The following is an 11,271-nucleotide window of genomic DNA, read 5'->3' as shown; positions in this document are numbered from 1 at the left end:
CATGAACCGAGATGTCGACCGGGGACAGGCCCACACCGTCGAGGCGTTTATCGCCGCACTGCTGTTGCTCAGTGCGCTGCTGTTCGCCATGCAGGCGACGGCGGTGACGCCGCTGTCGGCCAGCACCTCGAACCAGCACATCGAGAACCAACAGCGGGCGCTTGCGGATGGGTTGTTGTCGACGGCGGCCGACGACGGTTCGCTGCAGGAGACGGTGCTCTACTGGAACGCCTCCCGAGGGGCGTTTCAGGACAGCGGCGAGACCGGCTACTACCAGCGGGCGGGCTCACAGACCGCGTTTCTGGCCGCCCTCAACGAGACGCTCGCCGAGCGCCGGATCGCCTACAACGTGCGGGTGCGGTACTTCGATGCGAATGCGACGGCCGTGAGCACCGACCCGCTGGTGAGTCTGGGCCAGCCCAGCGACAACGCGGTGACCGCCAGCCGGACGATCACGCTCACCAACGAGAGCCGGCTCACCGGCGACTGTACCAGTGATTGCCGGCTGGAGACCGAGCCGTTCTACGCGTCGAGCGTCGACGACGGCCAACTCTACAACCGGGTGGAGGTGCGCATCACCACATGGCGGATGTAACCGACCGGCTCGGCTGCGACGACCGCGGCCAGCTACTGCTGATCACGGCGCTGGCGCTGGCGGTGATCCTGCTGACGGTCGCGTTGCTGTTGAACGCCGCCGTCTACACCGAGAACGTCGCCACCCGCGAGACCGCCGCCGACAGCCGCGATGCCATCGCGTTCCGTGGGCAGGCCGTCGACGGCGTTGCCGACCTCATCAGGACCGAAAACCGCGGCGGCGGCGACCCCGCAGCCGTCGCCGACGGAATCAACGCGACGGGCCCGCTCGTCGACCGCCAGCAGGCGCGGGCGGGCGTCATTGCTAACGTCTCGTTCAATGGGACGACCGACGGTCGACGACTCACCGCCGACAGCCTCGATACCGGCAACGACTGGGCGGTCGTCGAAGGGGTCGACGAAGCCCGGAACGTCACGCTCACTGCCGGCTCGCTTCCAACCGATCCGACCGACGTCGAAGCCGACGCCCTCGGCGTCCGGTTTGTCACCGCCGGAGGCAACGAAACCCGGTACGTCTATGAAGAGGGCGGTGCGGTCGTCGTCGACGCGGCCAACGAGACCCACAGCCCCAGCCGGCAGTGTTCGATCCCGGAGAGCGATCCGACCACGGTCGACTTCACCGGCGACCAACTGTCGGCCGGGAGCGCGACAGTCGACTGCTACCGGGGGCTGTGGCCCGAAGCGACCGTCGAGGACGTTCGGATCGTCAACGGCGGGACAGCCGACGGCACGTTCGCGGCGACCGTCCGAGGGTACGACAGCGTGGACGCGGCCGTCGACACCGAGGCAGTCGTCTTCGCGGCGACCATCGATCTGGTCTACCGGACGCCCGAGGTCGACTTCGAGACGACGGTGCGGGTCGCACCGGGTGAGCCGCGATGACTCGGTTTGGGGTCGACCGACGGGCGGTGTCGGTGACCGTCGGCTACGTGCTCATGCTGGGGGTCGCCATGCTGTTGATGGGGGCGCTGCTGGCGGGCGCAAGCGGGCTGATGGAGAGCCGGTCGGGCCAGGTCGCCGACGACCAGTTGACCGTCGTCGGCGACCAACTGGCCGCGGCGATCGGCTCGACCGACCGACTGGCGCAGATCGCCCGCGAGGACGCCGCCGCGACCGGGACCACTCCGACGGTCGGCCACACCGTCGACCTCCCCCGGCGGGTCGCCGGGTCGGGCTACCGGATCGCCGTCGACGACGGGACGATCACGCTCCGCCGGTCGAACCCCGATGTCGAGGTGACCGTCGACTACGCCGCCACGCGGGTGCCGGTCGAGCCGACCAACGTCAGCGGCGGCCGGCTCCGGATCGAGTACGACCCGACGGCCGACCGGCTGGAGGTGACCAATGACTGACCGGATACGGTCGACCACCGCCGGCCGGTTGACCGGCGGCACAGCGCCACCCGATCGCCGGTTCGGCGTCGACCAGCGGGCGGTCAGCGAGACGCTGGGCTACATCCTCGTGTTTTCGCTCGTCATCCTGACGATCTCGACGGTGAGCGTCGTCGGCTTCACCGGGCTGGAGGACCGACAGGCCGCCGAGGAGGTCACCAACGTCGAGCGGGCCCTCGATGTCCTCCGGGACAACTTCGCGGACCTCCGGCGCTACGAGGACCCCAGCCGGGCGACCGAAGTCCGGCTGGCCAGCGGCACCCTCGGCACCGGCGATTCGGTCCGGATCACGCTCGGCCAGTGGGACGGCGGCGGCTTCGTAAACGACCGCCAGACCAACGTCTCCTTCGAGCCGCTGGTCTACCGGAGCGACCGCAGCCGGGTCGTCTACGAGGCCGGCGTCGTCTTCCGGAGCGACGACGGTCGGAGCATCGCCCGTTCGTCGACGCCGTTCGTTGCGAGCGACGATCGAGCGGTGGTACCGGTGGTCGCCACCCACCCGGGCGGCGAGACGACCGCCGTCGGCGGCGACCGGACCGTCCTCGTCGTCGGCGAACGGGACCCCCGCGGGATCAAGAAGTCGGTGTTCAACAGTACAGTTGCGGGCGATGATCTCCGGCTGCAGATCGAATCGCCGCGAGCCGACGGCTGGGCGCGGCAGCTCGCCGCCGACGGGTTCAATGTCAACGAGACGCTGCGTACCGATACCCGGGTCGTCGTCGACCTCGCGGCCGACCGGGCCAGCCTGCCGGAATCGCACGTCGACGTGCAGTTCCGATGAGCGCCGCCGGATCACGCAGCGTGCGGTCGCTCCCCGATCGGGGGATGGCGGCCAGTTCGCCGGGGGTTCAGTCGGACGAAACGAGGAGCCGGGGCCTAACCGATGTACTCGAAACACCACGCACTGCTGTCGGCGCTCGTCGGACTACCGGTTGCGGCGGCTGCCCCACCCGGCGAGGGGCCGTGGATCTGGATGGCGATGGTCGCCGTCGGTGTCGGGATCGACGTCGACCACTTCGTCGTCGCGCGGCTCAACCGCGGCGACTGGCTCAACGTCCGGCGGTGTCTGGCTGAGCCCTCGCTGGTCGTGGGCGGCCAGGCGAACATCTTCGATTCGGGCGATCTCTGGCGCGACCAGCGGCTGCTGAGCCACGTGTTGATCGGCGGGGCGCTCGTCGGCACACTGTGGGCAGTCGACCGGTACTGGGCCATCGCGATGGCGGTGACGGTGTACACACACCTCGTGGCAGATCTGTATTCGGACGCCCGCACGCGGGAGGCCTACCTCGCCGGGGAGATCTGAGCCCGTGGCACAACCGCCCAAGGGACGTGTGGTCGACCGCGGTGATCGCGGCGGTCAACCGACGTCGATCCCCGAGCAGTCGTGCCGCCGGAAACCCAGACAGCGTGGCAGCGGCCACCATACTGACCTCCAGCGGTCGACGCCGACCAATCGGTGATGCCGTCTCGGAGCTGGATCAGTCGGCCGAGACCCCCTCGTTCGTGGTGGCGTCGTCGAGTTCCCATGTGAACAGCCCCTCGAAGACGTAGTTAATTAGAGTGGCGACGCCGATTGAGACGAGGCTGGCAACGAGGAACCAGAGATCGGTGCCACCGAGCCGGAACTGGAGGGAGAAGGGGCCGGTCAGTGCCCAGAAAACGGCAAGCTGGACGGCAACACCACCCGAGCGGACGAGGTGGGATTTCCCGAGTCGTGCGAGCAGCGGCCGCCAACCGCCGGCCCCGTGGTCGGTGAACGTCCACCGCTCATTGAGCAGAAACATGAGGACGACAGCGACCTCGATCCCGGCGGCCTTTCCCCATAGCTCGGGGACCCCGATCAGCAGCGTCGACGCGGTCAACACCGCCGTGTCGGCGACCGCGCCGACCGCGCCGACCGAGAGGAACTGGCCGAACTGCGCGCCCGAGACCAACGGTGCCAGCCGGTCGGGAACCCACCGTGAGAAGCGGTCGCGGGCGGTCATAGCTCCGCTCCCCGTTCGATCAGCGGCGTCGGCTCGGTCCGCCGGGCGGCGATCACCGAATGGAGCCGATCGTCGGTCAGCTGTTTGGCGCGATGCCGGGCGGTCACCAGCGCCCGGAACATCCGCGCCGCGTCGGCGACCGGGTCGACCGTCGAGCCGGGGCGATCTTCCCACTCGATCGGGATCTCCCTGACCGACAGCCCGACGGCCCCGGCCATGGCGATCAACTCGACATCCCATGCGAACCCCGGTTCGTAGAGGTGGTCGTGGACCCGCTCCCACGCCTCGGCGTCGATGGCTTTCGCACCACACTGATAGTCGTCGAGCGACACAGACAGCAGCGTGCCGGCCAGCCGGCTGAAGCCGTCGCCGAGGAGCCGGCGGAACCCCGACTGCTCGTCGGCGATCTCGGCGTCGGGATGGCGGCGCGAGCCGACCGCAAGCGCGGCCTGTCCGCGGCGAACGGGCTCGACGATCGCCGCCAGCGAGTCGACCGACGTCGAGCCGTCGGCGTCGGCAAACAGCAGGAGATCCGTCTCCAGGGACTCGAAGCCGGCGGTGATCGCCGCCCCCTTCCCCCGGCGTCGCTGGACGGCGTCGACGGTAACCGGGAGCGACCGCAGGTCCGCGAGCGTCTCGGGGTCCGGCGCATCGAGTTCGACGATGACCGTCGCCGGATCGAGCCGGTCGACGATTCGATCGACGTAGCCGGCAAGACGGTCGATATCCGGTTCGTAGGCCGGAATGACGACCCCGAGCGAGCGGTCGGTCATCCGGCCACCTCCGTGGCGTTGCCGGCGGTCGGGGGGGGCTCGTACTCGATCAGTTCGAGCCGGCCGACCGACTCGTTGCCGATGGGTTCGTACCCCTCCGGCATCGACCACTGGAGTTCGTCTCGGCCGGGACCACGTGTCCGTACGACGACCCACAGCGAGTCCGGATCGTGGGCTGCGACCTGTTCATCGATCGCGTTCGGAGGCCCATACCGAATCGTGTCGACCGAAGTGTTCTCCGAGAGGTGGTAGTCTGTGGTGTTTTTTGTAAACCCAGGCACCGTCACGATGAGCGAATCATCACTGTCGGCTTCGATAGTCGAAGTCGCATCGTTCCAATTCTCGGCGTGATCAGCCCCGTAATATACTGGCAGCATCGATAGCGTCAGGAGTAGAACCACGGCGAGAACGCCGTATCGAAGGCTCGAAACGTCGATATCACTGATTGCTTTGGCGACAAGGATTATCAGTGGCACGAGCCCGAGGAAGGTATACCGGGTGGCAAAAAACGGAAACACGGTCGCCGAGATCATGAAGGGAATCCCGACGAGCGCGAGAAGCACCACCCCGAAAACTGTCGTAGGGCTGACAGCTTGCTCCGACTGCCACTCGGAGTATACCTGCCACAGGATGACGCCGGCTCCGGCGGCGATCATGAACCATGCGGCGAACGCGGTAAACGACGTGATGTTAACTGTCGGGTAGTTCACCGGGACGCCGACGTAGGCGAACGCGACGTTTCGTAAATCGGCGAAGCTAGCCGTCGACAACCAGCGCGTCTCGGCTCTACCGCCGACGAGATAGCGTTGGAACGCCACGAGCCCGAGCCAGGGGACAAACGGACCGACTGCCAACGTCTCGGTTCCGAGCCAGCGCTTGACACGCTGTCGGTCTTTAGTCTTGATTAACCACACGCCGAGGTGGAGAATTTGACCCAACAGCACGAACGAGCCGTACGGATGAGTCAGTAGCATACAAAGTGTCGTGATTGCGTAGCCGAACCGATTGTCGAGGCTGTGGTCCCGCAGACAACGCGTGTAAAACAGGATCGACAGCACACCGAAGAAAAACAGCATCGTGTACATCCGCGCGGTCTGGGAGTACTGGATGTGGAACGTCGAGAGACTCACAAGTAACGCAGCGATCAGCCCGGTTCGCCGGTCGTACAGTTCGTATCCGAGCAGATAGACGGCAGCTATCGACGCGACCCCGAATAGAAGCGAAAGCGACCGAACAGCAATCGGTGACTCCCCGAAAACGAGCATCCAGGTATGTAGCGCGAGGTAGTACAGTGGCGGATGAGGATCGGCGATCGTTGTAATGATTTCGAGGAATCCCATCGACCCCCGCTCGGCGACGGAATAGACTTCGTCGATCCACAGGCTCCGGTTGAGCCGTGGGATACGGAGCAGGAGTGCCAACAGGAGGAGTGGCCACAGCCACAAGTGTTGTGTCGCCTTCGCACGAACCGCGCCAGCGAAGGAGTCAGTCTCCTCGGGATCCTGTTTGAGCGCCTCCAGTCGACCGCTTTTCTCGTGGACCGTCTTCTCCCAGCCGAGATCGCCGACGGCCAGCTGTTTGAACGCCCGGATGTCGGCGGTCCACTGTAACACCCAGTAGGCCGGTGTCGTGACGGCGACGAACACCGCCCGTGACAGTCGATGCATCGGCGGCTTCTTCGAGGTGAGCCAGTAGCCGACTGCGAAGGAGGCCACCCCGACAAAGAGGAACACGAGCCCGAACGAGAGGATCCCGCTGACGATGGCGTTCGGCGGGACGAATCCCAGCGCACTCCCGACACCAATGAGCAACAGCAGGCCGGTGACGTTCAGCGGACCCGCATGCGGGAGGAACGACTGCCACAACAGGTGGCCGCGCTGACGGGTCGACTCGCCGGCTCGGTGTTTGAAGAAATCGAGGAACGTGAAGACCTTCCCCTTCTGCCACCGGGTGCGCTGTTTCAGCCAGTTTTCGAGCGTTCGCGGCGACTCCTCTTTGGTGACCGACTCGATGATCCCGAAGCTGTAGTCCGTACACCACAACTGCAAGCCGAGTTCGAAATCCTCGGTGACGTTGGTCGGGTCCCACGGCGTGATCCCCGAGAGGTCGTGGTCGGCGAACCACGAGGCGTCGTCGGGATCCCACGGGTCGCCCTTGCGAGCAGCCCGCTGGTCGGAGATCGACGCCAGCAGGTCCCGGCGGAAAAAGCAGGTGGTGCCACTGAGCGGGATCGGGAAGCCGAGCCGCTTGAACGCCGGGAGGATGAACCGGTACCAGTAGCCGTACTCCGCGCGGAACAGCAGGTTCTTCCAGCCGTCCTCCTCGTTGACCATGTCGACCATCCCCTGGACGTAGTCGTGCTGTTCGGCGACGATGGCCGTCGCCACGCGGTCGAATAGATCCTCACTGACGACGTTTTCGGCGTCGACGATGCCAACGATATCGCCGTCGGTGTGTTCGAACCCATAGTTGAGCGCCCGCGGCTTGTTCGGGCTCCCGGGATAGTCTTCGGGCACGACCAGCAGATCGAGGTCGATGGATTCGGCGAGTTCCTGCACCCGAGCGATCGTCTCGTGGTCGTCGGGTTCAAGCAGCACCGTCAACGAGAGCTGTTCTTGCGGGTAGTCGGTCGACCGGATCGACTTGATCGACTGGTGGATGACGTCGGCCTCCCTGTAGGCCGGGACGAACACGTCGATTGCCGGATACACCGACTCCGAGAGGTCGACGGCGTCGGTCCCGACGAACGAGACGTCGGTAGTCGACTCGCCGGTGACGACGCGCTCGAGGCCGGCCCGTGCGACGGGGTAGTAGTTGTAGACGTTCATCACCGTCCACATGATACCGAAACACACCGCGAGGACGGTCAGGACGGTCAGAGGCGTAATCGGGCTCAGCATCGGACCGCCCTCCGCCAGCGACACGCCGCTGGACGTATCCGAATCCGGCGGGCGTGGTCGGGTAGCCCCTCGGGTGGGGTCGGTTCGAATCGATCCACCGTGGGCGTCGAACTCGCGTGTCGACGCCGACCGGTCGTCGGCGGGAGCCGATCTATCACAATCGTCCCTTCTGAATACTGTTTATCTGACATTCGTCGGCGAACGCCAAGGTCCGGATAGATGTAGTATTAGTTTGGCAGAAACAAATTAAAAACAGCCTAAAATCATTATACAATAACTAATTTAGAAAATATCGCGATGTTTGTTTTTTGAATTGGTTAGATAAGGCTATTATTTCAAATTATAGTTCGAAGTCATAGCCAGTCAGAAGAAACCGCCCGTATGACGGATCCTACCGCGGGAGACGAGGGAAACCGATCCGGACAGCGGGCCACCCGTTCGGAACGCCGTCGACCGGGATCGCTCGGGAGCATGTATCCGAGTCGGCGCGGTCGACTCGGAGGGAAATCCAAGGCGGATGCGGACGAACCGGACGGTGTGAGCGAGACACCGGTCGAACGGCACGGACAGCTACAGGTGGTCGGGACGACGTTGTGCGACGACTCCGGCGACCCGGTGCAGCTGCGCGGGATGAGCACCCACGGGATCCAGTGGTTCGGATGGGAAGAGTTTCTGACTGACGCGGCCCTCGACGCGCTGGCCGACGACTGGCAGGCGGACTGCTGCCGGATCGCGATGTACGTCCAGGAGGGTGGGTACGAAACCGATCCCGAGGGGTTCACCGACGAGGTGCGGCGGATCGTCGACGCGGTCCTCGATCGTGGACTGTACGCGATCGTCGACTTCCACATCCACGATCCGGGGGACCCGCTGGCGAACCTCGATCATGCCACGACGTTTTTCGAGACGGTCGCCGCCGAATACGCCGACAGCGAGGGCGTCATTTACGAAATCTGCAACGAACCCAACGGCGTCGCGTGGGACCGGATCAAGGCGTACGCCGAGGCGGTGATCCCGGTGATCCGACGCTACGATCCCAAGGGCCCGATCGTCGTCGGGACGCGCGGCTGGTCGTCACTCGGGTTCGCCGAGGTCGGTTCCGAAGGGCCACGGGAGATTATCGAGAATCCGGTCGACGGCGAGAACCTCCTGTATGCCTACCATTTCTACGCGTCGACCCACGGCCAGTGGGAGCGCGACCGGCTCGCTGCGGCGGCCGACGAACTGCCGATCTTCGTCACCGAGTGTGGGAGTATGGAAGCCGACGGGGACGGGACAAACGACTTCGAGAGCACCCGGGAGTTCATGGACGTGTTGGCCGACAACACCATCAGCTGGGCGTTCTGGAACTACTCCGACGACTGGCGAACGTCGGGCGTCTGGACCGAGGGGACGACCGACGGCTCGTGGACCGAAGCCAACCTCACGCCGACCGGACAATGGGTTCGAGAGACGTTGCGCGACCGGTAACAGGTGACTACGACGTCGTATACCACTGTACGATCGATACCAACAGAAACGTCAGGATCAACGACGTCATCCATGCGAGGTCCGGAAACAACGCGACTGGCCGGAGATCGAGCCGGATCGCGGCGACGAGCCCCAGACTCAGCGCCGACAGCGTGAGGTAGGAGACCGCCCACGAAGCCGACTCGTCGGAGTCGTCGGTATCGAGCGTCACCTCCGCCAACGACGCGGTAGGCTCGATGGTCCCCGAACGCTTGTCGAACACGAGCACACCCATATCGTCCATCTTCGGGAGGTGGACCTGTTGGAGCGACGTATAGACGCGTTTTCGCTCGACGCCGGAGACATCCGCGCGCGGCTCGTCGTTTTCCCATGCCGCGATCTGCGTTGCGAGCGGCCCCAACTCGACCGGCCCACGCGCGTGTTTTAGGACGTACACCACGTACCGACGCCGACGGTTCGATAACACGTCGAACAGGTTATTGGCCGAACGCTGCTCGAACGCTGTCGTCGACTCGTCGACCCGTGCGACAGCCACCTCGTCAGTATCAGCTGTCGGACGGGTCGGACGATCAGCCGAGAAGCCACGGAACGACGGCGGTGAGCCGCGAGACTCCTCGGAGAGATCGACGGAATCGCGAGTCGAACTGTCCGCTTGTTTTTGCATCACAGACACACATTCAGTTCGAAGAACCGCTGTACATAACAGTAGTATCCAACTAAACATTCGAACTGAATTCGACAGGTGACAGTAGGCGCCGACTAAAGGGACGGGCGGAACTCGCCAAGAGAGCCTACGGCGTACAGTCGGGACGGAACCGGCTCCACGGAACGTCGCAGGATCCATCAGGATTATTGATGGACACGTTTTTCACGAGGTCGACTAACAACGGAGTATGGAGTACCGACAACTCGGGTCAACGGGCACGCGCGTTTCAGAACTCTGTTTCGGCACGTGGCGCTTCGGGCGCAAGACGGGCGGTGTCCTCGAAACGGACGAAGCAGAGGCACACGAGTTGCTTGATACGTTCGCGGATCACGGCGGCAACTTCATCGATTCGGCCAACGTCTACGGCGATCCCAACGGCACCAGTGAGTCCTACATCGGGTCGTGGCTCGAAGACCGCGATCGAGAAAAGTTCGTCCTCACCTCCAAGGTCTACTTCGACTACGACGAGGACAATCCCAACGGGTCGGGGCTCTCGCGGACCCACATCCGCAACCAGATCGACAAGACGCTCGAGGAGTTAGGCACCGACTACCTCGATCTCTACTACATCCACCGCTGGGACGAAAACACCCCGATCGAGGAAACGCTGTCGACGTTGGATCGTTTGGTCGAGGAGGGCAAAGTCAACTACCTCGGGGCCTCAACGATGGCCGCTTGGCAACTGACAAAGGCGCTGTGGAAATCCGATGTCGAGGACTACCAGCGGTTCGACGTGACCCAGCCGCTGTTCCACGCGGGCTACTACAAGGACGTCGAGGATTACCTCGACGTCTGTGCGGATCAGGACCTCGCAGTCTGTCCCTACTCGCCGTTAGCCGGTGGCTTCCTCACCGGAAAGTACGAACGCGCCGACCCCGCCGACCCCAAATCGGTCCGGGCACCCGACGGCTCGCGCGGCAGTTTCGACGAACGGTTCGAACGGTTCTACCTCTCGGAGCGCGGCTGGAAGGTCCTCAACGAGATCCGGGCGGTCGCCGACGAGGTCGACGCCACACCGGCACAGGTCTCGCTGCGGTGGCTCATGGATCAGGACGCCTTCACCTGCGTGCCGATCGTCGGCGCGCGAACCACAGACCAACTCGAAGAGAACCTCCGGGCCGCCGAGGTCTCGCTCACCGACGACCAACACGACCGGATCACCGACGCGCGGTTCGACGAGGACGGTCGACGCTGGGGTCACTGATCGGCTACCGACCGACATGCGGGCGAAGTCGCCGAACGATCTCGTCGATGTCGAACCGATCGGTTTCCTTGTCGAAGATCTGTTCGCCGTCGACGCGGACGACGAAGATCCCGTGATCGCCGGTCACCAGCGCCACCCGTTCTACCTCCTCGCCGAACTGTCGGAGGATCGCCTCCTCGACATCCAGCGCGCGATCCAACATCCCACACGGAACGCAGTACTCGATTTCGACGGTAGTCACAGGCTAC

At 64.5% G+C, this 11,271-nt stretch carries 12 protein-coding genes; 7 read left to right on the top strand and 5 right to left on the bottom strand.

The genetic code is table 11. The features are described from left to right. Position 1: 1 nt before the first annotated feature. The 5 genes from NKJ34_RS08775 to NKJ34_RS08755 all read left to right on the top strand — a co-directional run bounded on the left by NKJ34_RS08775 (position 2) and on the right by NKJ34_RS08755 (position 3,288). Positions 2-595, top strand: a complete 594-nt coding sequence (locus NKJ34_RS08775) for a DUF7288 family protein (RefSeq protein ID WP_253737913.1) — start codon at positions 2-4, stop codon at positions 593-595. Then, positions 583-1,476 carry a DUF7261 family protein gene (locus NKJ34_RS08770; RefSeq protein ID WP_253737912.1) on the top strand — a complete coding sequence of 298 codons (894 nt, stop codon included), beginning with the start codon at positions 583-585 and terminating at the stop codon, positions 1,474-1,476. The genes NKJ34_RS08775 and NKJ34_RS08770 overlap by 13 nt, the downstream gene beginning before the upstream one ends. Beyond that, positions 1,473-1,946, top strand: coding sequence for a DUF7266 family protein (locus NKJ34_RS08765; protein WP_253737911.1), 474 nt, complete (start codon positions 1,473-1,475; stop codon positions 1,944-1,946). Before NKJ34_RS08770 ends, NKJ34_RS08765 begins: the two co-directional genes overlap by 4 nt. After that, a complete protein-coding gene (locus NKJ34_RS08760) occupies positions 1,939-2,766 on the top strand; it encodes a DUF7289 family protein (protein WP_253737910.1) in 828 nt (275 codons plus the stop codon). Before NKJ34_RS08765 ends, NKJ34_RS08760 begins: the two co-directional genes overlap by 8 nt. A 102-nt stretch (positions 2,767-2,868) precedes the next feature. Then, positions 2,869-3,288 (top strand): hypothetical protein, encoded by a 420-nt coding sequence (locus tag NKJ34_RS08755; RefSeq protein WP_253737909.1) that lies wholly within the window; start codon positions 2,869-2,871, stop codon positions 3,286-3,288. 175 nt (positions 3,289-3,463) lie between these two features. Here the strand turns inward: NKJ34_RS08755 and NKJ34_RS08750 are convergent, their stop codons facing one another. The 3 genes from NKJ34_RS08750 to NKJ34_RS08740 are packed head-to-tail and all read right to left on the bottom strand — an operon-like array spanning position 3,464 to position 7,643. After that, positions 3,464-3,970: a GtrA family protein gene (locus NKJ34_RS08750; RefSeq protein WP_253737908.1), complete on the bottom strand. Its 507-nt coding sequence runs from the start codon at positions 3,968-3,970 to the stop codon at positions 3,464-3,466. Continuing rightward, positions 3,967-4,743, bottom strand: a complete 777-nt coding sequence (locus NKJ34_RS08745; protein ID WP_253737907.1) for a glycosyltransferase — start codon at positions 4,741-4,743, stop codon at positions 3,967-3,969. The genes NKJ34_RS08750 and NKJ34_RS08745 overlap by 4 nt, the downstream gene beginning before the upstream one ends. Further along, complete coding sequence (locus NKJ34_RS08740; protein ID WP_253737906.1) at positions 4,740-7,643, bottom strand: glycosyltransferase; 2,904 nt, start codon at positions 7,641-7,643, stop codon at positions 4,740-4,742. Before NKJ34_RS08740 ends, NKJ34_RS08745 begins: the two co-directional genes overlap by 4 nt. 381 nt (positions 7,644-8,024) lie before the next feature. On the opposite strand from NKJ34_RS08740, the gene NKJ34_RS08735 reads away from it, so the two are divergent. After that, entirely contained in the window at positions 8,025-9,113 is a 1,089-nt protein-coding gene (locus NKJ34_RS08735) for a glycoside hydrolase family 5 protein (protein ID WP_253737905.1), read from the top strand. Between the two features lie 7 nt (positions 9,114-9,120). Here NKJ34_RS08735 and NKJ34_RS08730 read toward each other — a convergent pair whose 3' ends face one another. After that, on the bottom strand, positions 9,121-9,777 hold the full coding sequence (locus NKJ34_RS08730; RefSeq protein ID WP_425491797.1) for a DUF7344 domain-containing protein: 657 nt from the start codon (positions 9,775-9,777) through the stop codon (positions 9,121-9,123). A gap of 229 nt (positions 9,778-10,006) precedes the next feature. Here NKJ34_RS08730 and NKJ34_RS08725 point away from each other — a divergent pair, with 229 nt between their 5' ends. After that, the gene (locus tag NKJ34_RS08725) at positions 10,007-11,023 is read left to right on the top strand and encodes an aldo/keto reductase (RefSeq protein WP_253737903.1); all 1,017 of its coding nucleotides are present in this window, start codon (positions 10,007-10,009) and stop codon (positions 11,021-11,023) included. 4 nt (positions 11,024-11,027) lie between these two features. Here the strand turns inward: NKJ34_RS08725 and NKJ34_RS08720 are convergent, their stop codons facing one another. Then, positions 11,028-11,264 carry an Rdx family protein gene (locus NKJ34_RS08720; RefSeq protein WP_253737902.1) on the bottom strand — a complete coding sequence of 79 codons (237 nt, stop codon included), beginning with the start codon at positions 11,262-11,264 and terminating at the stop codon, positions 11,028-11,030. Positions 11,265-11,271: the final 7 nt, after the last annotated feature.

The sequence above is a fragment of the Halohasta salina genome (assembly GCF_024178165.1).
Lineage (GTDB): Archaea > Halobacteriota > Halobacteria > Halobacteriales > Haloferacaceae > Halohasta > Halohasta salina.
The sequence above is the reverse complement of the archived record's forward strand: the minus strand, read 5'-3'. Positions and strand labels throughout refer to the sequence as shown.

Excerpts from the sequence above, each read along its gene's own strand:
- NKJ34_RS08775 (WP_253737913.1), top strand. The coding sequence starts at position 2 with ATGAACCGAGATGTCGACCGGGGACAGGCCCACACCGTCGAGGCGTTT.
- NKJ34_RS08770 (WP_253737912.1), top strand. The coding sequence starts at position 583 with ATGGCGGATGTAACCGACCGGCTCGGCTGCGACGACCGCGGCCAGCTA.
- NKJ34_RS08765 (WP_253737911.1), top strand. The coding sequence starts at position 1,473 with ATGACTCGGTTTGGGGTCGACCGACGGGCGGTGTCGGTGACCGTCGGC.
- NKJ34_RS08760 (WP_253737910.1), top strand. The coding sequence starts at position 1,939 with ATGACTGACCGGATACGGTCGACCACCGCCGGCCGGTTGACCGGCGGC.
- NKJ34_RS08755 (WP_253737909.1), top strand. The coding sequence starts at position 2,869 with ATGTACTCGAAACACCACGCACTGCTGTCGGCGCTCGTCGGACTACCG.
- NKJ34_RS08750 (WP_253737908.1), bottom strand. The coding sequence starts at position 3,970 with ATGACCGCCCGCGACCGCTTCTCACGGTGGGTTCCCGACCGGCTGGCA.
- NKJ34_RS08745 (WP_253737907.1), bottom strand. The coding sequence starts at position 4,743 with ATGACCGACCGCTCGCTCGGGGTCGTCATTCCGGCCTACGAACCGGAT.
- NKJ34_RS08740 (WP_253737906.1), bottom strand. The coding sequence starts at position 7,643 with ATGCTGAGCCCGATTACGCCTCTGACCGTCCTGACCGTCCTCGCGGTG.
- NKJ34_RS08735 (WP_253737905.1), top strand. The coding sequence starts at position 8,025 with ATGACGGATCCTACCGCGGGAGACGAGGGAAACCGATCCGGACAGCGG.
- NKJ34_RS08730 (WP_425491797.1), bottom strand. The coding sequence starts at position 9,777 with ATGCAAAAACAAGCGGACAGTTCGACTCGCGATTCCGTCGATCTCTCC.
- NKJ34_RS08725 (WP_253737903.1), top strand. The coding sequence starts at position 10,007 with ATGGAGTACCGACAACTCGGGTCAACGGGCACGCGCGTTTCAGAACTC.